Origin of the sequence: Streptomyces sp. NPDC050732 (assembly GCF_040654255.1) — a bacterium.
GTDB lineage: Bacteria > Actinomycetota > Actinomycetes > Streptomycetales > Streptomycetaceae > Streptomyces.
In genome coordinates this window covers 1-21,438 of the sequence record NZ_JBFAHP010000008.1, presented here as the reverse complement: position 1 = coordinate 21,438, position 21,438 = coordinate 1, and the positions used below count along the sequence as shown (strand labels likewise).

The 21,438-nt window shown below is 67.3% G+C and carries 24 protein-coding genes; 2 read left to right on the top strand and 22 right to left on the bottom strand.

The features are described 5' to 3' along the window. Positions 1 to 180: 180 nt before the first annotated feature. The 6 genes from AB0H82_RS09210 to AB0H82_RS09185 form a co-directional block, all read right to left on the bottom strand. A complete protein-coding gene (locus tag AB0H82_RS09210) occupies positions 181 to 1,377 on the bottom strand; it encodes a tyrosine-type recombinase/integrase (RefSeq protein ID WP_362990470.1) in 1,197 nt (398 codons plus the stop codon). A gap of 60 nt (positions 1,378 to 1,437) precedes the next feature. Further along, positions 1,438 to 1,647 (bottom strand): helix-turn-helix domain-containing protein, encoded by a 210-nt coding sequence (locus AB0H82_RS09205; RefSeq protein WP_362990469.1) that lies wholly within the window; start codon positions 1,645 to 1,647, stop codon positions 1,438 to 1,440. 180 nt (positions 1,648 to 1,827) lie between these two features. Further along, complete coding sequence (locus AB0H82_RS09200) at positions 1,828 to 3,093, bottom strand: DUF3631 domain-containing protein (protein ID WP_362990468.1); 1,266 nt, start codon at positions 3,091 to 3,093, stop codon at positions 1,828 to 1,830. Further along, entirely contained in the window at positions 3,090 to 3,272 is a 183-nt protein-coding gene (locus tag AB0H82_RS09195) for a hypothetical protein (protein ID WP_362990467.1), read from the bottom strand. The genes AB0H82_RS09200 and AB0H82_RS09195 overlap by 4 nt, the downstream gene beginning before the upstream one ends. A 176-nt stretch (positions 3,273 to 3,448) precedes the next feature. Then, positions 3,449 to 4,354 carry a bifunctional DNA primase/polymerase gene (locus AB0H82_RS09190; RefSeq protein WP_362990466.1) on the bottom strand — a complete coding sequence of 302 codons (906 nt, stop codon included), beginning with the start codon at positions 4,352 to 4,354 and terminating at the stop codon, positions 3,449 to 3,451. Next, positions 4,351 to 5,253, bottom strand: a complete 903-nt coding sequence (locus AB0H82_RS09185) for a DNA adenine methylase (RefSeq protein ID WP_362990465.1) — start codon at positions 5,251 to 5,253, stop codon at positions 4,351 to 4,353. Before AB0H82_RS09185 ends, AB0H82_RS09190 begins: the two co-directional genes overlap by 4 nt. A gap of 121 nt (positions 5,254 to 5,374) precedes the next feature. Here AB0H82_RS09185 and AB0H82_RS09180 point away from each other — a divergent pair, with 121 nt between their 5' ends. Further along, positions 5,375 to 6,385 carry a hypothetical protein gene (locus AB0H82_RS09180; RefSeq protein WP_362990464.1) on the top strand — a complete coding sequence of 337 codons (1,011 nt, stop codon included), beginning with the start codon at positions 5,375 to 5,377 and terminating at the stop codon, positions 6,383 to 6,385. Positions 6,386 to 6,479: 94 nt separating this feature from the next. Here AB0H82_RS09180 and ssb read toward each other — a convergent pair whose 3' ends face one another. From ssb to AB0H82_RS09115, 13 genes are all read right to left on the bottom strand, one after another. Then, positions 6,480 to 6,902: a single-stranded DNA-binding protein gene (ssb, locus tag AB0H82_RS09175; protein ID WP_362990463.1), complete on the bottom strand. Its 423-nt coding sequence runs from the start codon at positions 6,900 to 6,902 to the stop codon at positions 6,480 to 6,482. A gap of 22 nt (positions 6,903 to 6,924) precedes the next feature. Further along, positions 6,925 to 7,335, bottom strand: a complete 411-nt coding sequence (locus tag AB0H82_RS09170) for a hypothetical protein (RefSeq protein WP_362990462.1) — start codon at positions 7,333 to 7,335, stop codon at positions 6,925 to 6,927. Then, positions 7,332 to 7,532, bottom strand: coding sequence for a hypothetical protein (locus AB0H82_RS09165; RefSeq protein ID WP_362990461.1), 201 nt, complete (start codon positions 7,530 to 7,532; stop codon positions 7,332 to 7,334). The genes AB0H82_RS09170 and AB0H82_RS09165 overlap by 4 nt, the downstream gene beginning before the upstream one ends. A gap of 4 nt (positions 7,533 to 7,536) precedes the next feature. Continuing rightward, complete coding sequence (locus AB0H82_RS09160) at positions 7,537 to 7,878, bottom strand: ParB N-terminal domain-containing protein (RefSeq protein WP_362990460.1); 342 nt, start codon at positions 7,876 to 7,878, stop codon at positions 7,537 to 7,539. 34 nt (positions 7,879 to 7,912) lie between these two features. Further along, positions 7,913 to 8,377 (bottom strand): hypothetical protein, encoded by a 465-nt coding sequence (locus AB0H82_RS09155; protein WP_362990459.1) that lies wholly within the window; start codon positions 8,375 to 8,377, stop codon positions 7,913 to 7,915. A 181-nt stretch (positions 8,378 to 8,558) separates the two neighbouring features. Further along, complete coding sequence (gene traB / locus AB0H82_RS09150; RefSeq protein ID WP_362990783.1) at positions 8,559 to 10,532, bottom strand: plasmid transfer protein TraB; 1,974 nt, start codon at positions 10,530 to 10,532, stop codon at positions 8,559 to 8,561. Positions 10,533 to 10,583: 51 nt separating this feature from the next. Beyond that, the gene (traA, locus tag AB0H82_RS09145) at positions 10,584 to 11,162 is read right to left on the bottom strand and encodes a plasmid transfer protein TraA (protein ID WP_362990458.1); all 579 of its coding nucleotides are present in this window, start codon (positions 11,160 to 11,162) and stop codon (positions 10,584 to 10,586) included. Between the two features lie 16 nt (positions 11,163 to 11,178). After that, positions 11,179 to 11,685, bottom strand: coding sequence for a hypothetical protein (locus AB0H82_RS09140; RefSeq protein ID WP_362990457.1), 507 nt, complete (start codon positions 11,683 to 11,685; stop codon positions 11,179 to 11,181). A gap of 47 nt (positions 11,686 to 11,732) precedes the next feature. After that, on the bottom strand, positions 11,733 to 12,044 hold the full coding sequence (locus AB0H82_RS09135; RefSeq protein WP_362990456.1) for a hypothetical protein: 312 nt from the start codon (positions 12,042 to 12,044) through the stop codon (positions 11,733 to 11,735). Between the two features lie 24 nt (positions 12,045 to 12,068). Continuing rightward, positions 12,069 to 12,455 carry an RRQRL motif-containing zinc-binding protein gene (locus tag AB0H82_RS09130; protein ID WP_362990455.1) on the bottom strand — a complete coding sequence of 129 codons (387 nt, stop codon included), beginning with the start codon at positions 12,453 to 12,455 and terminating at the stop codon, positions 12,069 to 12,071. Next, entirely contained in the window at positions 12,455 to 13,468 is a 1,014-nt protein-coding gene (locus AB0H82_RS09125; RefSeq protein WP_362990454.1) for a DUF2637 domain-containing protein, read from the bottom strand. Before AB0H82_RS09125 ends, AB0H82_RS09130 begins: the two co-directional genes overlap by 1 nt. Then, the gene (locus AB0H82_RS09120) at positions 13,465 to 13,995 is read right to left on the bottom strand and encodes a hypothetical protein (protein WP_362990452.1); all 531 of its coding nucleotides are present in this window, start codon (positions 13,993 to 13,995) and stop codon (positions 13,465 to 13,467) included. The genes AB0H82_RS09125 and AB0H82_RS09120 overlap by 4 nt, the downstream gene beginning before the upstream one ends. Then, positions 13,992 to 14,324 (bottom strand): hypothetical protein, encoded by a 333-nt coding sequence (locus tag AB0H82_RS09115; protein ID WP_362990450.1) that lies wholly within the window; start codon positions 14,322 to 14,324, stop codon positions 13,992 to 13,994. Before AB0H82_RS09115 ends, AB0H82_RS09120 begins: the two co-directional genes overlap by 4 nt. 724 nt (positions 14,325 to 15,048) lie before the next feature. Here AB0H82_RS09115 and AB0H82_RS09110 point away from each other — a divergent pair. Beyond that, on the top strand, positions 15,049 to 16,179 hold the full coding sequence (locus AB0H82_RS09110) for a helix-turn-helix transcriptional regulator (RefSeq protein ID WP_362990448.1): 1,131 nt from the start codon (positions 15,049 to 15,051) through the stop codon (positions 16,177 to 16,179). Here AB0H82_RS09110 and AB0H82_RS09105 read toward each other — a convergent pair. The 3 genes from AB0H82_RS09105 to AB0H82_RS09095 form a co-directional block, all read right to left on the bottom strand. Continuing rightward, positions 16,163 to 16,951: an NUDIX domain-containing protein gene (locus tag AB0H82_RS09105; RefSeq protein ID WP_362990781.1), complete on the bottom strand. Its 789-nt coding sequence runs from the start codon at positions 16,949 to 16,951 to the stop codon at positions 16,163 to 16,165. The genes AB0H82_RS09110 and AB0H82_RS09105 overlap by 17 nt on opposite strands. Positions 16,952 to 17,273: 322 nt before the next feature. Continuing rightward, complete coding sequence (locus tag AB0H82_RS09100) at positions 17,274 to 18,482, bottom strand: hypothetical protein (RefSeq protein ID WP_362990447.1); 1,209 nt, start codon at positions 18,480 to 18,482, stop codon at positions 17,274 to 17,276. A gap of 869 nt (positions 18,483 to 19,351) precedes the next feature. Beyond that, positions 19,352 to 20,089 (bottom strand): hypothetical protein, encoded by a 738-nt coding sequence (locus tag AB0H82_RS09095; RefSeq protein WP_362990445.1) that lies wholly within the window; start codon positions 20,087 to 20,089, stop codon positions 19,352 to 19,354. Between the last annotated feature and the right edge of the window lie 1,349 nt (positions 20,090 to 21,438).

The window sequence follows — 21,438 nt, the reverse complement described above, 5'->3', positions numbered from 1 at the left end:
GTCGATCGGTACGGGGATCTTTGCGCCTGGGGGGCGCCGGGGACAGACGCGGCGGGGGTTCTTTACCAATCCGATAAACGGATTGGTACGACCCGGTGAGCGGTTCGTGCACGTCAGCCTGAACTTTCGGGGGGCTCCCCTCGCGCGAGGGGAGCCAATTAGGGAGCCACGGCACTCGGATCACTCGCGCTCATAGTCCTGCACGTCCGCCTCTGTCGTGTCACCCCCGAAGATCTCGTCCATGGCCTCCGCCCCGTCAGCGATGACGGGACGTAGTTGCTTGCGATAGACCCGCTCCGTCGTCACGCTGCCTCCCGCGTGGCCGATCACCCGTGCGATCACTTCGATTGGGATCCCGTGGTCCGACAGGAGGGACACGAAGCTCGTCCGTAGCTCACGCGTGGTCCACTCCCCTGGGTTCTCGAAGCCGGCTTCCCTCAGTAGCGCGCGCAAGCTCTTGCGCACGCTCGCGGCGTCCCGTTGCTTCCCGGTCGCTGTCGGGAAGACGAGCCGATCGTCCGTCCACTCCTCCCCTGCAGCGCGGCACGCGGCCTTCTCTCTGGCCTTGTGCGCTTTCATCACGAGAGCTACCTGCCGCGGCATGGCCAGCGATCGGCGGCTCTTGTGTGTCTTTGTGTCGCCATGTCGGCGCACGGAACGCCACACGTCTACGTGCGGCTTGCCCTTGGTGGACTCGGACAGCTGGACATGTGTCCAAGCGAGGGGTCGCGCCTCTTCCGGACGTACTCCCACCAGGAGAGACAGCACTACGTATGTGTGAATCCAGGTACCAACCATCGCACGCAGCGCAGCCTCGCCCTGCTCAAGGGAGAGGGACTTGCTCGGTCGTCCCGGTTGCCCCTGCGGCAGTTCGACAAGCTGAGCCACGTTTCTTACTGCCTTGCCACGTTTCTGCGCGTGCGTAATGGCCCGACGGAGGAGCGAGCGCACCATCCGAAGAGTTTGAGTCGCGAGCACTTCCGCACGGTCCTCCAGCCACTCGTCAACATCATCGGCTTCGAGGTCCCGCAGCCTGGCTTTCCCCAGATAAGGGATGACGTGGTTATTAGCCAGGCTCCGGTACGTGCCGATACTCCCCTCTTCCTTTCCTTTGAGTCCCTGCGAGAGCCAGTCGTTGACAGCCTGCGTGACGGTGTAGTTGGCGGGAGCCTTCGCGCCGTTGACCAGCTCTTTACGTAGCTCGCGCAGCTTGCGGCGCACTTCTGTCTTGGTCTTACCCGACACTTTCGGGCGCCGACGAGTGCCGGATGGGGTGTATCCCAGCGAAATGGCACCGATGTAGCGCCCCTTCGCCTTGTCCCAGTAGATTGAGTCCTCGCCGTTGCCGGCTCTACGCCTCCGGTCCGCGTCCGTCATTCCTGATACCTCTCAGAAACGAAGGAAGGGCCACGCCCTGGCGTGGCCCTTCCTGGTTAGTTATGCAGCTGCCTCTGACTCTCGCTTCAGGAGGTCGATGTAGGCAGTGACGTAATCGGGGGGCACGAGCCGCCGACGGCCGATACGGACCGTCTGAAGCCGTCCCAGTCGGATCTCCTCATAGATCAGTGAGCGCCCTATCGCGAGAGCTTCGGCTGCCTCTTCCGGGGTGTAGAGGAGCCTCGTAACAGGTGCGCCATTGGTGCCCATCGCAACGTGCCTCCTTGCCAAGCAGGCGGTCGGTGTCGTCTGGTCCTTCTCTGGGATCCGCAACATCCGCCACGCCGCAACATTGCAGGTCAGCGGCTTGTATCTGTGGCGGATGCCGGTTGTGTTGCGGATAGGTGCCGCCACGCGCGAACGCGGTGGCACCGGGCAGGTTGCGGTTGGTCAGCCGACGCTGCGGAGGGGGCGTGTGTCGCTTTCCGCGGACATGTGGCGGCTCTCGAAGAGGCCTTCCGCCACAGATTCACCCCCGTTGACCTGCGGTGTTGCGGATGTTTCGGCTGTTGCGGATTCTCCGGGGGCAGGGGGGCAATAGCGCGCCCACGCATCGCTCAGGTCTTCCGCGTAGTAGCCCTTGGGGGTGCCGCTGCCCACCCGGATACCGCGGGGCCGGATCGGGGTGTTGTCGGGGCGCACGTACTGGCTCAGGAGCTTGGATAGGGCACGGGCAGTGAGTGGCTTGCTGGTGTGCCCGTCGTCGCTCATGTCCGCCCACGGGGCGTCGTCGAGTCCGTGGAGGACTTCGAGAATGGCGGCGGTGGGCATCCGGTCGGCACCGCCGAACACCTGGTCGCGCAGGTCGGTCAGCAGCCGCACCCCGAGAGAGGCTTCGTTGCCTTCCGTGGCGGCCTTGATGAGCGCGACGCAGGCAGCGCGGGCCCGCTCGGGCCAGTGCCCGCCGGCCGCATCCGCGACCGCAAGCAGCGGCTCCCACACGTCGGCCGGCCGGTCCGAGACGCCTTCGGGCATCTCAGGCCACGCCTCGGCGATCTGCTCGTGCAGGGTGGCGGTCCATTCGGCGAGCCGGTCGCGCAGGGCGTGGCCCTGCTTCTCGTGGGTGCGGCGCCGGTAGGGCTCGCACATCTCGTTGGGGGCCTTTTTGCGCATGCGGATGATGACTGAGCGGGTCAGGATCGTGTCCGGCAGCGAGCCGAGTCCGGCCATGGCGACCGCGCAGAACGAGGAGAACCATTCCGTGGTCTGGTTCGAGCCGTCCCCGACGCAGCGCAGCGATTTGGCGCCGCGCCGGTAGCCGGAGTTGAGGAACCCGCGGACCTCTTCATTCCCACCGGCCTTGGGGCCGAACACGGTGTCGATCTCGTCGAAGAGGATCGTGGGGGTGCCCCCGTCGGCCGCAACCAGCCGGAACAACGCGTTCGCGGAGGCGTTGACAGTGGTCGCCGCGCGCGGGGTGAGGGTTTCCACGATCTCCAGCGCCCGGGACTTCCCCGACCCCGGTTCAGGGCTCAAGAAAGCCAGGCGGGCGGTGCCATCGAGCGCGTCCATGAGGTGGGCGTGCGCGTCCCACAGCGTGACGGCGACGTAGGCGTGTTCGGTGGGAAAGATGTTGAAGCGGCGGTGGAACGCTTCGACCTCATCGAGCAGCGCCGCCCCGTCGATGGACGGCGCGGGCGGGTTGGGGCTGGTCATGCGGCGTTCCTCCCTTCCTGGGGAGCACGGAGCGGGCAGACGGTGCGGTGGTAGGCGTGGTCGGTGATCAGGGCGAGCACCTTGTGGCGGCCGACCGCGGACCGGTCACGGCCGCACCAGCACACGGAGGTGGCGGTGGGGGTGACGCCGCGGGGTGCGGTGATGAGCAGCCACGCCACGGGATACCGGCTATCCCCGCAGGTGGCGGGCGCCGGCGGCGTGGGGGGAAGAGCTGAAAGGACGCCTGCGGCATCGCTCTTCGTGCCACGCCTGCGGTCGGGGTCAGCCGGATACGGGCGCGCACAGCGTGGTGCGGTGGTGGGGAGGGGCTTTTCAGTGGCGGGGGCGGCGGGGGTCATGCCGTCTCCCGCGGGCGCGCGGTGCGAATCGACCAGTTCAGCGCGCTGCGCAGCGTCGAGCGGCACTCGTACGCTTTGAGGCCGGCCGCCTCCCCCGCTGCCTGAAAAGCCTCCTCCACCACGTGGCGGGGGATGTCGCCCCATGCCACGAAGCGCCCCATCGAGCGGGCGGCGGTGAACAGCCGGTGTTCCCGCTCCCCCTCGCAGGCCGTCGCGATGGCGGCCTGCTCGCGTTCCAGGGCGACCTGCGCGCAGCGGGTGGCGTTGCGGGCCGCCGCGATGGCCGGCGCCGGTCCGGGCCGCGGCGCGGGGGTGAGGGCCCGGTGCAGCCAGTCGGGCAGCTCCGCGACCGGGGCCGGATCGGTGACCTCGTAGGTGCGGCCGCCGACGGTGCTGCCTGCGGCGACGACGTAGCCGCCCCACGCCCGGGTGTCGACCAGCGGGGCCAGGGTGCGGGCGGTGTTGGTCAGCCGACCGTGGTCGGGGGCGGTGAAGTACAGGTGCAGGCCGCCGCTGGCGGTCCGCACCGTGTAGGTGGTGGGCATCGGCTGGCCGGCGCGCTCGCAGAGCGCCGTAAAGGTCGTCGCGCCGCTAGGCGCGTCCGAACAGCCCTTGTCCTTCTCCTGCTTGGGCAGGTCCAGGTCGATGACGACCAGGCGGGAGGGGCCGGTGGCGATCCCGACGTTGAACGCACCCGCGGCCCATGCGGTACGGATGCGGTCGGGGTCGGTGGTGGCGCGCTGTTCCCACTTGCGGTGCCCGGGCGCGCACTCGCCAGTGCCAGGGCAGGCGGCTTCCCCGTGCAGGGCAGGGCGTTTGCCGCCCGGCCGCAGTGGCAGGACGTACCAGCCGCGGCGGACGGCTTCCAGGGCCCACGCGTACAGGGCAAGGTTGCAGGTCATGCCGCCTCCCCAAAAAGGTCCGGCTGGTGGGAGAGCGGCCGATTGGACCAGACGACTTCGACCGCAGAGGGCCCGGTATGGCCCTTACGGTTGCTGGTGGGCCGCTGCACGGTGATGGCGGCCCGCCACCAGCCCTCATACAGCTCGCCATACAGCGGGCTGTCGTACCCGGACAGCAGCACCGTCGCCTTGACCTTGGTCAGGACCTCGGCGAGCGCGCGATGGTCGGCTTCGGTGTTGGTGTCGTGCGCGTAGTCACCACCGCAGCTGCGCGCGAGCCCAGTGCGGGTGGAGTCGAGGTAGGGCGGGTCGCAGTAGAACACGGCGTCCGGTGCGTCGTAGGCGCAGATGACCCCGTGCGCGGGCCGGTTTTCGATGACCACGCGGCGTAGACGTTCCGCCGCGGCGTAGAGCCGCTCCACCAGGTCGGCCACGGTGACCGCTTGCGAAGAACCGCGGCGCATGCCGTTGGACCACGAGGCGCGCTTGCCGTTGGCGGCGCCAGCCGCGTTGAAGCTCTGCGAGGTCCTGACGAAGAACCGGCGTGCGCGCTCCACGTCATCGAGGTTCACGGCGCTCAGCGCGGCCGCGCGGTACTCCTGGCGGCTATAGGGGGTGAGGGCCAGGGCGCGCACGAGGTCTTGTTCACGGTCGCGCAGCACGCGGAAGAACGTGGTGACGTTGCCGTCCAGATCGTTGAGGACCTCGTGAGCGGCGGGGCGGGTCCGGGCGAAGAGCACCGCGGCGGAACCGGCGAACGGCTCCACGTAGACGCGGTGTTCACGGGGCATCAGGCCGGCGATCCACGGGGCAAGGCGGGCCTTGGCGCCGTAGTACGGGAACGGCGGCTTCATCGAGCCGCAGGCGCCCCCTCGCGGAATGGCAGCGGGTTCGGTCATGCTGGATGCCTCCAACAGGTCTGTTGCGGACTGGTTGGCAAGGGCGGCCCCGGTTCTTTGGCGAGATGCGGGGGCCGCTCTTGGCGTTCGGGGTGTCAGTGGCAGCGGCTAGATTCGCCGCATGACCTCTGTTGACCTTGTGCCGGGCCAGATCACGACGCGCGAAGAGATCGCCGCGACCTACGGCGGATCGATCTACAGCGGCGGCATGGTGCCGGCGCCGAAGTCGAATGCCGTGTTCGTCTTCTCCGACCCGGCGGCCGGCGCGAAGCACGGCTACACCTTTGACGGTTGGGCCGAAGACGATGAGGTGGGCCCGCTGTTCCTCTACACCGGTGCCGGCCACACCGGGCATCAGGAGATGGTGCGGGGCAACAAGTACCTGATGGACACCCTCACCAACGGGCGCAGCGTCCACCTGTTCGTCTCCAACGGCCGCGTCAAGGGCAAGAAGTTGGTGCTGCAGCGCTACGTCGGCCAGGTCAAGCTCGATGAGACCGAGCCGTACGTGGAGCGGCAGGCGCCCGACAGTGAGAAGCAGATGCGTCGGGTCTTCGTCTTTCGGCTGCGGCCGGCCACCGAGGACGTGCTGAACGTGATCGAGAGCGACGTGCAGGCGCCTGCACAGAAGTTCTCCCAGATCGAGCTGCCCAAGATGCCCAAGGTCCCCGCGCAGCCCGGTGCGAAGGACAAGGAGACCGAGCAGCACACCACGCCGCAGACCACCGCGAACATTCCCGGTGGACCCCGCACGGTGCACCGCCGCGAAGGCCTGCTGTGCACCGCCTTCGAGGCCTTCTTGGAAGCCCAGGGACATGTGTGCAAGAGCTTCCAGATCACCGTGCCGGGCGAACCGAGCACGTTCACGCCGGACCTGTACGACGCCACGGACAACGTCCTGTACGAGGCCAAGGGCTTGGCCACACGCAACAACGTCCGCACCGCGATCGGGCAGCTGCTCGACTACAAGCGCCACCTGGAGGTGCCGGCCGGCCTACGGCTGGCCGTGTTGCTGCCGGATGAGCCCACCGCGGACGTCCGGGCACTGCTCGAATCGCTGGATATCGCGCTCGTGACCCGGACGCCGGATGGGAGCTTTGTGGGTCTGCCCGCGCCGGCAGCAACGGCCTAGGCTGGTATTTCCCTGCTCCCGCCTTGTGCGAAGGCAGGTAGGCAAGGGCGGCCCCGCGGCTTTGGCGAGACGTAGGGGGCCGTCCTTGGCGTAGCTAGAACGGGGGCTTGTCGGTGCTCCACGCGTCGTCCGCACCGTCGGCGGGGGCGGTGTTCTTGGCTTGGATGGCGACGTTGGTGAAGCGCAGGCTGGCGCCGATCTCGTCGACTTCGAGGGCGAGCATGGAGCGGTTTTCGCCCTCGGGGGTCTGCCAGTTGTGCTGGCGGATGCGGCCGAAGGCGACCACGTGGGAGCCCTTGGTCAGGGAGTCCGCGATGTGTTCGGCCAGGGTGCGCCAGGCGGCGCAGCGGAAGAACGTGGTGGTGCCGTCTTTCCACTGGTTGGTGGCCTTGTCGAAGGTGCGCGGGGTGGCCGCGATCGTGAACTTCGCGAGGGCGGCGCCATTGTCGGTGAACTTCAGTTCCGGGTCCGCGGTCAGGTTGCCGATGACGGTGATCGGGGTCTCTCCGAACGACATGTTCGGTGTCCTTCCTGATCGTTCAGGTGGCGGGATGGTTGATAGCGCGGGCCAGGGCCAGGGCGCCGTCAGACATGCAGGACGGTGTCGTGCTGGCCTCGGTGAGCCAGCCAGCGAGGGCCAGGCCGACGGAGGGCCCCATGGCGGCTGCGTACTCGGCGTGCTGCGGCGCCATGCAGGTCGTCCGGAACTGGCTGCCACCTCGGTGCAGGAGCGGCCAGCCGACGCGCTCACCACGCCCGTTGATGATGTAGTCACCGCAGAGGAGGCCGCGCCCAGGGTGGAACTCCTCGTACTTGACGTTCCAATTCGCGGTAGGGGCCCCGTCGGTGGCGGTGCTGGCGGCGAGGGCGAGGGCGCGCAGCTTCTGGGCTGCTGCCCGCAGTTCGTCGGCGGGGCTGTGCGTTCCGTCGGCGATCACTGAAGCGCTCACGTGCGGGTCTCCCGGGGGTCGGTGCGGATGACGGCGAAGGTGTCGGTGATCAGGTCGTAGTGGACGTGCACCGAGCCGGGAGCTTCCGTGCGGGCCTTGGTGGCGCGGTGGGCGGCCACGAGAGAGGCGCGGGGGTTACCGGCGGGGTAGGCGTCGATGCGGGTGGGGTGGTGTCCGGTGCAGTAGCGGCAGGTCATGGCGCTACTCCTTCACTGGGTCGTGCAGGAGGTGGAAGGGGAAGGGCTCGTGTTCGATGTGGACGCCGAAGTCCCTGATCCAGTACCAGCGGAACGGGAAAGAGCAGATGCGCAGGTCCATCAGGGCCACGGCCCGGTGGTGTCCGTCCCCGACGTACACGTCCGGGTAGCGGTCGCTGACCCCGAGCAAGATCGGCTCTGTGAGGCCGTGCAGGGGGATGGATTCCTTCAGCTTTTCGACCTTTTTGCGGTCCTTCTCACGGTGGGCGAAGCGTCGGCGGGCGTCGGCCCAGCGCCGGTATTCCGTCGGCTGGATCTGCCCACTGGCCAGGAAGGCGGTGGGCATCTTTCCGCGGTATGCCATCGGTCAGCCCCGCCGGTCAGCCGTAGATGCGGTTGCGTTTAATCACGGCCTTACGGATGTTGACCGTGCTCCCGCCGGACGCGGCGCGGGCCGGGGCGCGCAGGACGACGACGACCAGGATGAGCAGCCACATGCCGGCGCCGGAAGTGAAGCCAGCGGCGGCGGTGAGGACTTGGCCGGTGGCGTAGCCGAGGCCGGCAGATAGCGCGCCCCCGCCGATGCCGGCGCCGATGAAGCGTTGCGCGGTGGGGTCGAGCAGCGGCAGGGGGGACAGGTCGCGCGGTTCGGTGGGCGCGACCGGGGGCGGGGCCAGGTGTTTGGGCATGGGGACCATTCGCCCGTAGGCGTCGGGCACCCACACCACCGGCTGACGCTCGAAGTGCGGCTGCACGGGAACCAGCGGCGCCGCGTACGGGTCGTTCGGCGTAAGGGGAATGGGGTGGTGGACTTCCACGGCCGTGGGCCGCTCGGGGTGGTTCACGGGCCCTCCCTGAGGGTGGACCACGGGGCCCTGCGTCAGGGTGTGACGCGGGGCCCCGAGGGTGGGTGTGATGGCAGATTGAGGCAGCGTTACGAGGCGTTACGGCGTGGTGTGAGGGGTGCGTAACACCGCGTCTGCCTAGGGGTTTGGGTGTTAGGCGGCCGTAACGCGTTACGAGGTGTTACGCCGCTGCCAAGGCAGGAACGATGCGCCACCGGCCGGTGGTGTTGGTCGGCTCCAGACGGCCGTCCAGAGCAGCGTCCTTCAGCCGCAGGGACACCCAGGAGCGGGACAGGTGGTGGGCGTCGCACCAGTCGGTGAAGTCCTTCGGGCCCACGATCATGCGGCCCTCAGACTCGAACTGTGCGAGCGCGTCGGCGAACAGTCGGCGGGCTTCCTCGGGGTCGGGCTTACGCCCGGGCTCCTGCCCGAACAGCGGCTGGTCGTCGCCCGGCTGATTGTCAGGCAGCTCCGCTTCGGGGTCGATGTGCTCGTCCTCGGGGTCCACTCCGGAAGCCTGCTCCTCGTTCATGTCGTCCTCCTGCAGAACGTCGAGCGGGTTTTCCGGGCGGGCGCGGTCGGTGTAGGCGCGGCCGGCCACGCTGGCGGCCGCGCTGGTGGTCACCGCGTCCAGGGGCATGCGGTGGTCGGCGAACTCCCGGCTGATCCATTCCAGGGTCACGGGGTCGTTGCGGAAGGTGCGGGCCGGATTGGCATACAGCTCTTCCTCGATGGCCGCGGCCACGAGATAGCAGTAGCCGGGCCTGCGGTTTTTCCACGCCCCGGGGTTCGCGCCCGCATCCAGCACCTCACTGGGCAGGGCGAAGCTGGCGTCTTTCTCGTCCACGCCGAAGCACAGCGAGGACGGCAGGGAGGCGCGGGTGTCGGTGCTGATCTGGTAGCCGCTGGCCCGCTGCATGGAAATGATCAGCGAGATCCCCGCGGAGCGGGCCTCCTGCGCGATCGTGGTGAACACGTCGTCGTCCAACCGCGCCAGGGTGTTGGCGGCCTCCTCGAACCAGGCCAGCAGGTAGGCCATACCCTCGCAGCCGCACGCAGCCTTGTCCTTGCGGCATGAGTGCGCCGGGTCCTTTTGCACCTCAGCGGCCTCGGGGCACCACGAGCGGTAGCCGTGCGCCCCCAGCCAGGCGGTACGGGCGGGAATGGCGGCCTTGACCGCCTCAATCATGATCTCGGTGTCTTGCGGGGTGGTGGCCACCCAGTCGCAGGCCGGGAAGACCTCCCCGAGATCCTGGCCCTTCTTGACGTGGTCGGACAGCCACACCGCCACGTCCCGACGGGTGAGGACTTCCGCCAGGATGTCCAGGGCACCCTCCGTCTTGCCGGCGCCGGTCACGCCCATGATGAGCAGGTGGATCGCCTGCGGCAGCGTGAGCAGGAGCATCGACCCATCGTCGTACAGGCCGATGACCAGCGGCTCAGCAATCGAGCCGCCCGGCTTGGACGGCCCCGGATACCAGGTGACCTGCTTGAGCATGTCCTCGGGGACGACGACCAGTTCACCGCGGCGCGCGGAGTCGGGGCTGGGCCGGTAGCGCACCGCGTTGGGCGGCACGTCCAACGCGCCCGCGAGCTTGGGCAGCGCCTTGCCCACGTCCTCGTTGGTCGCCTCCCCGGCGGGCAGCGAGTAGGGCACGGTGACCCGGTTCGCCTCCACCTTGCCCGCCCCCAGCTTCGTGCGGGCCAACCCCACCTTTTCCAGCAGACCAGCATCCGAGCCGTCCCCGGACCCGTCGGGGTTGTGCCGCATAAGCATGCGGATGTTCCACGACAGGGCGGCCGCCGGGCCGCCCATCAGGTAGAGGTCATCCAGCGGCCCGGCGGCGGGGCCGGCCAGGCACGCGGCCGTCAGCCACGCCGAAGCCATCCCCGTAGTCAGCGCCGAGTGCAGCCGACGCTGCTTACTGGTCGTCTTCCCGATGGCGTAGGCGCCAGCGGACAGCGCCACCGAGGACAGGGTCAGGCCGACGCCGGCGGCGGTGCTGTCCGCCCACCGCAGGTGGCCCAGGAAGCCGGCCAGGCCGATGCCGCCCACCCCCAGCCACGGCGGAACGTGCGGCTTGGCCCGGTGCACCAGATAGGCACCCATGCCGCCACCGTCGGCATTGCCTCGCTGAGCTTCGAGCAGCTGCATGAGCTGCTGTTGTTCATCGTTGTCGCTACGCCGCATCATCGGCCTGTCTCCTTACTGCTGGGCCCAGTTCATGACCGGCTGCGCGGGCTTGCGGGCACGGTGACGGACGCGGTTGATCTCTTCCTCGTACTCCTGCTGGAACGCGGAGTAGCAGGCAGCGGCGTTCTTGGCCGCGGACTTCAGATCGTCGGCAGCCTTGTTCATCTTCCGTGCCACCTTCGCCGCCCGCAGCCGGGAGCCAAACGCCCGGCCCTCGGGGTCCGGCACCGCGGCGAGCACGCCTTTGAGGATTTCAGCGCCCATGGATACCTCGATGGACAGCGTCACCGCGGCCGCCCGCAGGGTGTTGCAGTAGTTGCGCACCTGCGCCGGGGAGGTGAACTCCGGGGCCGGCAACAGAGAGTCGGAGCGAGCCCCGCCGGAGCGGGCAGCGTTCTTGTTGTTGTTCACGGTGACGTTGATCGGCGGGACGAAGGAGCCGCCCATCGCGCCGACGAAGCCGCCTGCGGCCGCTCCGGCGTTGGCGAACTTGTTGGACTTGTCGCCGGAGCTGCCGTTGGTGTTACCGCGCGGCCGGTAGGGCTGTTGGGCCTGCTGAGTGCGGAAGTTGTGGACTCGGTTGCGTGCCATGTAGGGCCCCCTCAGGTCAGTGCGTGCGGCGGACGATGAACCACACGGTCTGTGCGGCGATCAGGGTGAACAGCCAGACCAGCTCCAGCGGGCCGGCCAGCGGGCCGAAGGCCGCGGCCAGCGCGGCCCAGCCCGCGGCCAGCGAGGCGAGCAGGACCAGGCCGATGCGCCAGCCCAGCACGCTGCCGGTGGCGGGGCGGCGGCGCTGGGTGATCAGCAGCCACACCAGCGGGCCCACCGCCAGCGGGGCCAGGGCCAGGCCCGACCACCACACCAGCACGTGCAGGAGCGCGGTGGCCGGCAGGGCGACCAGGGCGATAGCGGTCGGGGCGAGCGGGCGGCGGTGCGCCCACACCACGCCGGCCAGCGAACCGAGTAACTCGCGCGTCAGAGAGCGCTGTTCGGGCAGGACGACGATGAACGGCTGACCGGAGCGGCGGCGGCCGCGCTGGCGCGGGATACGGATGGTGGTGGCCCCGGCGGGCACCTTCACGGCGCGGCGGGTACGGGTACGACTGGACACAGCAAAAGCTCCTCACAGTGAGGGATCGAATAGGGGTGCTGTGCAGGTCAGGCGTCGTGGGTGGGGTGGGTGGCGGCGATCTCCTGCCACCGGCGGTTCTCTGCCGCATCCACACCACGGACGGTGACCTTGAAGGTGCATCCGGCCGCGGGACACCGGTGGGTGGTGGAGCGAGCTTCCGCGAGGCGTTCCAGCAGGTTCAGCGTGCATGCGGCCACGCACAGGCCGCATGCGGTGATCAGCGTGAGCGGCACGTCGTAGGAGGCGAGCCGGATACTGACCCATACCGCCAGGCCCAACGAGGAGGCCAGCGCGAGCAGCCAAAGGGCGCATTGACGCCGAAATTGCGTGATGTTCACGGCGAAGCTCCAGGGTCGAAGAGATCAGGCGGTGCGCTGCCGGTCGGCATCCGCGCACAGGACGCACATGCCGAGTGAGGTGGGCAGGCAGTAGCTGTAGATCACGCCGCAGACCGGGCAGGTGCGCCGGGCGAGCATGGCCAGCGCGAGCGCACCCCACTTGCGGGAGGTCATCGGCCGTACCAGCGCCGCGCGGTCCACGCGGTAGAGGAAGGCGACCTTGGCGCCGCTTTTGCGGCCGCGGTGGCGCAGCATCACCTGCCCGGCGATCGGCTGCCCGCCGGGCCGCAGCCCGCGTGCCCGCAGCTGCCGGCGCGTGGCCAGGCCGGCGGGGGCGTATTGCCAGGGGTAGGTGGGGATGCCATAGCGGGCGCCGGTGGGGTCGAAGCACTTGCCAAACGCGGTGCTCATCAGCGGCCCGCTATGGCCAGCGCGGCACCACCAGCAGCGGCGGCGGGGTCGCGGAGTTCGGCGAAGCGGGTCGAGACCCAGCCCACCGACCAGCCGCACAGCTCTGCGGCCTCGCGCACCTTGACCCCCGCCTCGAATGCCGCGGCCACGAGCCGGCGGGCCTCATCCTCGGGCAGCTTGCCCGGGGCGGGACCGCGAGCCAGCAGCGTCTCGCGTTCACGGGCGCGTCGCTCGGCTTGTTCACGCTGTTCACGCGCGGCGGCCTCCACGCGCTCCCGCTGTTCTGCTTCCGCCCGCTCTCGGGCCGCCTGTTCACGGGCGAGGAGATCGTGTTCACGTTGTTCACGCTCGCGTTCACGGCGTTCACGGAGCTCCCGCTCGGCCGCTTCTGCTCGCTCGCGTGCCGCGCGCTCTTCGCGTAGCCGACATTCTTCGCGCTCAGCTCGTTCGCGGACCAAGGCCGCTTCGTGCTCGCGCTGTTCACGCGCGAGTGCCGCGGCGTGCTCGCGCTCCTCCCGGGCGTCCTGCCGGGCCCGTTCGGCCCGTTCCCGGGCCGCCTGTTCGGCCTGCTCGCGCTCGGCTTGCTGCGCGGCGTTCAGGGCCGCCGCAGCGGCGGCGAGAGCGCGCCGGTAGGCCAGGCTCGTTTCCGCGGTCACGATGAGCAGGAGCGGGGCGACCGCGTGGACCGCCACGCCGACCAGGTCTTTCTTCAGTGCGGAGTCGGCGGTGTTCAGGGCGAGCGTCATCAGGCCGGTCATCCACCGCAGCACCGTCGGCCACCGCCCGCCGTGCCCGCCCAACCGGGCCAGCACGTCATCGAGCTTGACCACGATGACGACCGCGGCATCCACCACCAACGGCAGGATCGGAGCCGTCCAATCCCACTCCGCGGCCGTGTGCGCGGCCATCAACGGCGTGACGGTGAGGATGGAATAGAGCATCGCCCCGCACACGATCAACCAGGTGCCGCCCGACAGCGCGCGCTCGGCTGAACGGGTCTGAACACTGTTCACGCCGCACCCCCCACCGGTTCCGGCGCAGGCAGGAACGCCCGGCGGAACCCGTTCGAGCCGGCGTCGTAGATGAACGCCTCGCAGCGCCACGTGCACGCGGCCGGGGGGCGTTCACCGGCCGGCTCCCAACTGCCCGGTGCCACACCGTGAGTCGAGGTGTCGGCGTGAGCATCCTTGCGCGAGCGGTAGATCATGTGGGGCTCGCCGTAGTGGAGCAGCACCGTGAGCGCCTGCCCCTCCACAGGGTCGGCCTCCAGCTCTTCACGCAGCCGACGGATCTCGATGTCCTTCAGGAGCAGTTCCTCCTGCGCCACGGCCAGCTCCGCGAGTGCGCCGGCCAGGAGCTTGCCCAACTCCGCTGCCGAGGCGTCCGCGCACTCCGCACGGTCGGTGGCCGCGTACAGCTCCCGGGCGTGCCGGGCGAATGCGGCGTTCGCGGCACCGTTCGCCTGCCGGGCGCGCTCGTGAGCCGCACGGGCGTCGAAGTCGAGCTGTTCCAGCCGGGCAGCGGTGACGATGCGAATCATGCGGCCACCGCCCCGAACTGCCCGCTACAGACGCCCGACCGCCGCACCGACGCCTTACGCGCCCGCCGGGACCGCGGCGCCTGCCTGGGCAGGTCGCTCGCCTTCAGCAGCGCGCGGGCGTAGGCCGCGGCCACCGGGTCGACCTCCCGCAGCTCCGCAATCACGTCACGGGCCACCGTCAACCGCGCCGCCCGCTCCTCCGCGGACTCCTCGGCAACCCCGGTGAACAGCTCCGGGTCGAAACCCGCCGCACACTCGGCAAAGCCCAACGCCAACTCCGCGAACTCCTTCGCGGTAACGGCGGTATGACCAGCAACGATGCACTTCATGGGTCGTACTCCTCTGAGGTCAGATGGGATGCGAACGGCCCAAACAGCGGCCCCGGGTCTAGCCACCCGGGGCCGCGCGCCGTTGTGGAGCGAAGAGATTCCGGCTCCCCTCAGCCCCGTCCGTACGGGCTCGCCCCGCAGGGCGCCCGGACGGACGGGGGAGGCAACCGGCGCGGCGCTAGCCGCCGCGAAGCGGTCGAAGATGACCGGTTGTCCGCAGCGCTGGTTCGCGCTCACGGACCCGAGGTGGAACGGCGCCGCCGCGACGGTCAATCACGGCCGCGCCCATCGCTTTCGTCGACTCACTGCCACTCCTTCAAGCGGCTGAACAGGGGATACGCACTGCAAGGGGGATCTCGTCCCCACTCTCCGGCCGTTGCTCGCGGTCACCGGGCCACCTCGCCAGTAGGGCCAAAGCCCAGTACCCCTGGCCTTTAGCGGGATTGCAGCGTCCCCGCCCTTTGCTCTGTGCACTACGGATCAGAGACGATCCCTTGATCTGGTGCGCACCAGTAGGTAAGCATCTGGTGCGCACCAGCGTCAAGGGGCGTTCGCCGAATCGAGCGGCGTTTGCCCTCCGCGGTGTACCTCTAGAACACCGCTCCGGGCAGGCAAGCCGGTAGCCAACAAGGCTTAACTCCGGTCTTGTTAACCCCTGTTGACCTGCGTCGATGTGAGGCATGCTGGGGGGGCCAGTGAGTGGACCTATCGCCAGGCGGTGGCCGTGAGCACAGGACTTCGGGACGCGCGGAAGGCGCGCAGTTGGTCTCAGGAGCGACTGGTTCGCGAGATCGAGCAATATGCCCGACGTCACGTCACCGACGTGGCCTCGACCGCGAGTTTGCGGGTGTACGTGTCCGAGTGGGAGAACGGCAAGCGCACCATCTCGGACCGCTATGCGGCGATGCTCCGCCAGCTTCTCGGAGTCACAGACAGGGAGTTGCGCGGTAGTTCGCCTGTGGCCGGTCCGCCGATGGCCGATGGGTACGACGACCTGCTGAACAGGATCGACTCGGCCAGCAGCGTGGGCAAATCCATGGTGAAAACGTTCAATGATCAGACTGAGCTACTGCGCACTATGGATCGCCAGATGGGCGCGTCCGGGCTCGTAGACCAGATGACGGGGCACCTTGGAGCACTCGAAGACGCCCTGAACTTCGCGGTGCTACCGAGTGCACGTCGGCCCGTAGCTCTTGCTCTCGCGGGGGCATCGACCCTTGCCGCATGGCAGGCAATCGACTCGGGGGCGGTCGAGCGGGCGTGGCGACACTACGAACTTGCGAAGCGCGCGGCACGGGATGCTGAGGCTCCGATGTACCTCGCACACGCAATGGCAGAGCAGGCCTACGTCCTCTGCGAGGCAGGTCGGCCGGCGCTCGGTGTCGACTTGGTCCGCGACGCGCAACGCACCCTTGGCCAGGCGGGTTCCCCACGTCTACGTGCGTGGTTGCTCGCGGCTGAAGCGGAATTGTGCGCGCATGCCGGCATGCCGAACGACTGCCGGCGCGCGCTCGATGCAGCCACGACGAGCATTCCGCCGGGCTCCGAGGACCGCGACCCGGACATGCTGAGCATCTTCCTCGACGGCGCCCACCTCACCCGGTGGCGCGGCAACGTCCTCGCTCTACTTGGCGACGAAGAGGCCGTCACCAGCCTGTACGACGCACTTGAGGTGGCGGACCCATCCTTTGTGCGGGCAAAAGCCGGACTTCACGCAGACCTCGCGCAAGCGCATCTGACGCGATCCGAGTACGACGACGCGAACACCCATCTTCGGCAGGCGCGTTTACTGGCAAGCCGCACTGGTTCAGTGCGGCAGCGACGCCGCGTCGACAAGCTCAGCGCGCGGATGTAGCTCCCTGCTTGCCGCGGCTCGCCAGGATGTGGAGGAGCGCTACGAGGGTGCCAGAGCCCATCAGCTCACCACGGGCCATCAGCCCTGGAATGTCGGCAAGAGGAACCCATTCGATGTGCCCCGCTTCCTCCAAGTCGGTGGGCGCACCGACTTGTTCGGCTCCATGACCCACGAAGATCTCATGAGGCGAGTCGACCATGCCGACCATGGGCTGAAATGTGACGACGTGCTCTACGGACTTCGGCCGCCAACCCGTCTCCTCCACGACTTCTCGGAGCGCTGTTTCTGAGGGGGTCTCTCCCTCATCCACGATGCCGCCGGGTAGCTCCCAACCCCATTGCCGAGGAACGAAGCGGTACCGCCACATCATCAGTACGCGGTCTTGGTCGTCCAGAATTGCTGTGATAGCCACGCGGTGAAGCTTCACCACGTGATGCTCGAAGCGCTCCACTCCGGGCGGCTCCACGTCCCAGAGCTGTAGTTTGACCCAGCGGTTGTCGTAGAGATCCCGCTCCCCGTGGATGCGCCACGGTTCCAACCCCTCAGGCCTCTCGACGCTCACAGCGCCGGGTACACGGTATGAACTTCTGCCGCGAACCTCCAGAGCACCTTCGGCCAGAAGTCGGGCCAGCACCTGCCGAAGTGCCGTCCGGCCGATGCCAAGTTCCTCCGAGAGCATCCGCTCCGAGGGCATCTTGTCACCGGGGGCGTACTCGCCAGAAGCGAGCCGTGCACGAATCGTCTCGTAGACCTTCGCTGTCTTCGGGCCCATCCGCAGAGCACTCTCCATCCTGAAGTGGTGCGTACCAGCGTAGCGGTCGTCACTCGCGCAGGGCTAAGGAGCGGTTTTCCCTTCTCCTGACACAGCAACCGTCGCCGGGTCGACAGTCCCTGCTCACCAGCCCTGGCAGAGGGACTAGATACAGGAGCTCCCATCCCGTCTGCCACCAACCCAAGCGAAGCCAAGGGGTGGCAAACCTCGTGGCAACGAGACCGTTCCCACCGCGGCACGATCCACTTGCACGCCAGCAACCGCACGTGGGGGGGACACTGCGCAAGAGACTTAGGGGGCGACTGGGGTGCATGGCGACTGCTTAGCTGTGCAGGTACTTCAGCCGACGGTGCAGCAACGGGAATTCAGACACCCTAGGAGGGATCTCAGGCTCTTCGGGGGCCGGGTCGGAAGGCTTCCAGTTGAGTGCATGAAGTGCGTCATTGACTAGCATCTTGAGGTCTTCATCGTCCAACGGAATGACGAAACCCCGTCGATCCTGAGCAGTGTCGCGACAGCGTCGGAGAAATAGCTCCTTATCTTGAAAACGACGACACGCGAGAATCCCGAACTTTCCCCGAAGCGGTGAGAAGCGAGATGAGATCTGATCTAGCTCTGGATTCTTGATGTCGTTGCCGTAGTTTTTACATTCCACGAATACGTATTTTGACGGAATTTTGTGGCTGATCAGGAAAGTGAAGAATCCTTCCTTAGCGTTATTCGTGTAGGAGATATCCACGCGCTTACGGCCGTCATGCAGATCCTCTTCCATCTCCGGCATAATCAGGGATGGATAAAACAAGGCAGTAAGCAACGCTTCGGTTTTCTTGTGGTATACGTTCGCGCTCTCAAACCCAGTGGGGACCTGTAGCACGGAGTTGAGAAGGGCGTCGAAATCTGGAAGTACGCCTTGACTTTCGGCCAATTCAGCCAATTCGGTGTGCCCAAGCGGTGCCGGCTTGATTTGCTTTTTCACATCACGATAGTTTTCGTAAACACCAGGACGCTTAAGCGTTTCGCGGGTAATGTCGGGCTTGGTACTCCCGAACATATAACCGATCTCTTTTTTCGTGGGGTAGGGGTTCTTAGACTTTCTCTTACCTGCGCGAACAGCTTCGAGGAGTCCCTGCGCTGCGCCGCCGGCCACCTCACTCTGAAGAACCGGAGCGAGATGATGACGGTAGTACTCCCCACGCGACATGTGCATATCGCGCCGCACAATGGCCTTCGGAACGAGTAGGAGCTTTTCTCCATCAGGCATCGGAAGCGAAGTGAAGTCGTGTTCCCATTCAAGCACATCCGGGTTCCATACGGGCCCACTGTCAACACCGTCTTCAAGGCGAATGCCCAGCATACTGGCCATCTGCTGCGTATACGCAATCAGTGGACCGCGAATGATATTGGTGGTGATATCTGAGACGATATCTTTATCTACGCCACCAATGAAAAAAGCCGTATCCTCAAGATCTTCAATGAGGCCGGACCTGGCAGCCTCGCTCTCCGCGAGTTTTTCAGCGAAATCCTGTCCCATTTGGCGACCGAACCCTCGTCCAGCGCTCTTCCCTCGCGAAATGCCGAGATGAGTTTCGTTGGGCTCGCTCAATCGTGACAGGAGAGCTGACGTCCTTCGCTTGTCACCCGCCTTCACTGAGTCCAGGACACTGTCGAAGAAAGTTGTGAGCATCCGCATGCAGTCCAATCCCCAGTCATCCTGAAGGTAGCGGATAGCACTTGGATCAACATAAGCTCGCAGGTCGTTCACAGTGTCCACATCGACAAAGTCAAGCGACCCCTGGTTGCGACCAAGACGGTAATACTCGGAAACCCTCACAGCAGCCCCCCGGCTACAGACAGTGTCACCCCAATTAGCCAGGAGTAGTGTGCCATGATCCAGGTCGCCAGCGACAGCATGCCTTCAGCGTTACGGTCCAGTCAGCGCACGGGTGCAGTGCCGACGGGTGGGGGCGCGCAGGGATCCGGCAGCACAGGCCGCTACAGTCAGCAGCCCCCCGTCGTTACCCGGGATGCCGAATGCACCCCTTCGGTGAATGTGCGGTGAGGCGGGCATCAGAGTGCACTAACGCCCCTCGGCAACTGACGCTGCCTACACAGGGAGCCAGATGGGGAGCCAGACGGGGTGGCTCGCTGCGGACACTGGCGGACTCACCCGGACCGCCCCACAACTGACGTACTGGCCAAGCAGGGGCCAGCGAGGGCCGACCCTCCGCCCCCAATTACCAATCCGATAAACGGATTGGTACGACCCGGTGAGCGGTTGGCGCACGTCAGAGGCCCGGTCCTCCTGTGGGATCGGGCCTCTGACGTCCTGTGAGTGTCTAACTGAGTGACTACGGCTCCCGTCAGGGTGGTGACTCGGGCCGTCTCTGGGCCGTCGCCGGTTCACGGCTCCTGTGGCCACGGGGTGGCCGTGGCAAAGATGTGATCCAGGGCTGTCAGGTAGCCCGCCATGAGCGGTGCGGGGCCGATCCGGCGCAGGTGCAGCAGAGGGGAGAGAGCAGGTGCGAGCCCATCAACCGGAGTCGTGACCAACATGTCGTCATCGGCTCGGACCAGGTCGGCCCGCAACTCTGGGTGCGCCACAACCTTGATGCCCGGGACCTCGAATAGCGATGGGAAGACGTCCGCTACCGTGGCCAGTCGCTTCGAGTCGGAAGCCGAGGCGGCCAAGCGGACGCGTACACCGGTCTCCGCCTTCTCGGTCAGCACCTTGCGGAGATCCCAGACGGCATCGGCGAGGAAGACCACGTTGGCAGACACGAGATCAATCACGCTTGTGGCGCCTAGCAGCGTCGCACGCCATAGGTCGTACGGGACTGCGCCACGGCTTGGGTAGCAGGCCAGCAACTCATCGCGTGGGCTCACACTGGAACGATGCCGCTCATCCAGCATCGGCCACAAGTAGTACGGATCGGTGCGGAGCGCCTTTGCCGCAGCATGAGCGTTGCGCGCATGCGGGGTGCGGGTAGTCGCGATCCACCGGTCGACACTCTTCGGATCGATCCCCAAGTGGGATGCCAGTCCCTCCACGGTGAGGTTAGCGGCGATCATTGCGTTACGAAGACGCTCGTTCGCCGGCGCATGGTCTTCTGTCAGAATTGAGGCAGGTCGATTCGACATGGCTAGGACTCCTTCGAATCGGTCGGGCCGTGTCCGCTCCAATCGGGCACGGCCCGCTTGCTGCTTGTTCAGTTACTCGCGGACTCATCCGGCTTCGCCCAACGCGCGACCGTGGCCCGTGGGATGCCTGTCAGCTCTTCGATGCGGCGGTAGGGGAGACCGACGCTGACTGCATCAACTACCGCGGGGCGCAGTTCGGCCTCCACCTGCCGGAGCTCCTTTGTCAGCAGGCGGCGACGCTCGCCGGGGCCGATGATCCGTCGCACTGCCTCCGCTCGCCGTTCCTCAGGGGTGGCACCGGACGCCAATGGGGGTGCACTGGTAGGGGTGTTGCGCCCAGATCGAGATTGCGGCGCTTCGGGCTTGCGCCGCTGCCTACTTCGTCGAGTGGACATGACTCGATACTCCACTGATGTCCCAAGTGGGACAATGCTTCCATCCAGAGACGCATATGCCAGTTCGGGACGAACATAAACGTGCTGGTGGGGGCGATGTCAGCCCTCTAGCAGGCTCTTCAGGGGAACCGCGCGGTAGAACTTTCCCTACTTCATCAAGGCTCGCTGCGCTCGCGGCCGTCCATGGCCAGCCGCGAGCGCCAACCATCCCTTGGCCGGGGCTTCGGCACCTGGTGACGCGGGTGAGCCCACCGCGCACCGCCGCCGCGATCCGGCCTTGTAGGGGGAAGACCTCAAGAGCCGTAGGACCTCAAACGCACGCACGGACACAAACACCCCATCAAGACCACAGACCCGAGCAGCCCCCAAAGGGGATCAATCCAAGGACCGAGGGCCACACATCAGCGGGGCGGCGCCGGGCGGCCGCCGCCCCGCTGCCTCCATGTCTCCGCCACCGGCTGCGTGGCGGCGTCCGCCCGTCACCACCCACAAGCGGCCAAAAACCCAGCACCGGGCCATAGGGCACAGGGGAGAGCCGCACAGCAGGTCACAGAAGCTTTGGGTTACCGAATAGGCCGGATCGCGGCGGCGGCACACAGCGGGCTAACCCACTACCCGTGGCCACGGCCCCAAGCCGGGATGGCCGACCCCCACAAGGCAGTGGCCGGCCCCCTGTCGCACGCCTCGAAGGCAGTAGGAAGACCACCCCCGGTTCCGCACCCGGGCAGGACCGACCGCCAGCCGAGCCCCGCGGGAGCTTCCAGCGCGCCGACACCGGAGCGCCCTGCCGACCGTGGACCACCACTCGCCGCGGTGAGCAGGAGGCGGGGAGAGGATGAGGTGGGGTGGGGGTGGGGAAGGTGGGGGCTGGGGCGGTCGGCTCCACGGCTTTAGGCAGCCACTTTGGGGCGAGCCTCTAAGATCATGGCCCCGATTCGGACCTTGCGGGCAGGT

Excerpts from the sequence above, each read along its gene's own strand:
- AB0H82_RS09095 (WP_362990445.1), bottom strand. The coding sequence starts at position 20,089 with ATGTCGAATCGACCTGCCTCAATTCTGACAGAAGACCATGCGCCGGCG.
- AB0H82_RS09185 (WP_362990465.1), bottom strand. The coding sequence starts at position 5,253 with ATGACCGAACCCGCTGCCATTCCGCGAGGGGGCGCCTGCGGCTCGATG.
- AB0H82_RS09120 (WP_362990452.1), bottom strand. The coding sequence starts at position 13,995 with ATGATTCGCATCGTCACCGCTGCCCGGCTGGAACAGCTCGACTTCGAC.
- AB0H82_RS09205 (WP_362990469.1), bottom strand. The coding sequence starts at position 1,647 with ATGGGCACCAATGGCGCACCTGTTACGAGGCTCCTCTACACCCCGGAA.
- AB0H82_RS09165 (WP_362990461.1), bottom strand. The coding sequence starts at position 7,532 with ATGACCTGCCGCTACTGCACCGGACACCACCCCACCCGCATCGACGCC.
- AB0H82_RS09105 (WP_362990781.1), bottom strand. The coding sequence starts at position 16,951 with ATGGGCCCGAAGACAGCGAAGGTCTACGAGACGATTCGTGCACGGCTC.
- ssb (WP_362990463.1), bottom strand. The coding sequence starts at position 6,902 with ATGTCGTTCGGAGAGACCCCGATCACCGTCATCGGCAACCTGACCGCG.
- AB0H82_RS09190 (WP_362990466.1), bottom strand. The coding sequence starts at position 4,354 with ATGACCTGCAACCTTGCCCTGTACGCGTGGGCCCTGGAAGCCGTCCGC.
- AB0H82_RS09130 (WP_362990455.1), bottom strand. The coding sequence starts at position 12,455 with ATGAGCACCGCGTTTGGCAAGTGCTTCGACCCCACCGGCGCCCGCTAT.
- AB0H82_RS09100 (WP_362990447.1), bottom strand. The coding sequence starts at position 18,482 with ATGGGACAGGATTTCGCTGAAAAACTCGCGGAGAGCGAGGCTGCCAGG.
- AB0H82_RS09210 (WP_362990470.1), bottom strand. The coding sequence starts at position 1,377 with ATGACGGACGCGGACCGGAGGCGTAGAGCCGGCAACGGCGAGGACTCA.
- traA (WP_362990458.1), bottom strand. The coding sequence starts at position 11,162 with ATGGCACGCAACCGAGTCCACAACTTCCGCACTCAGCAGGCCCAACAG.
- AB0H82_RS09200 (WP_362990468.1), bottom strand. The coding sequence starts at position 3,093 with ATGACCAGCCCCAACCCGCCCGCGCCGTCCATCGACGGGGCGGCGCTG.
- AB0H82_RS09160 (WP_362990460.1), bottom strand. The coding sequence starts at position 7,878 with ATGCCCACCGCCTTCCTGGCCAGTGGGCAGATCCAGCCGACGGAATAC.
- AB0H82_RS09115 (WP_362990450.1), bottom strand. The coding sequence starts at position 14,324 with ATGAAGTGCATCGTTGCTGGTCATACCGCCGTTACCGCGAAGGAGTTC.
- traB (WP_362990783.1), bottom strand. The coding sequence starts at position 10,532 with ATGCAGCTGCTCGAAGCTCAGCGAGGCAATGCCGACGGTGGCGGCATG.
- AB0H82_RS09180 (WP_362990464.1), top strand. The coding sequence starts at position 5,375 with ATGACCTCTGTTGACCTTGTGCCGGGCCAGATCACGACGCGCGAAGAG.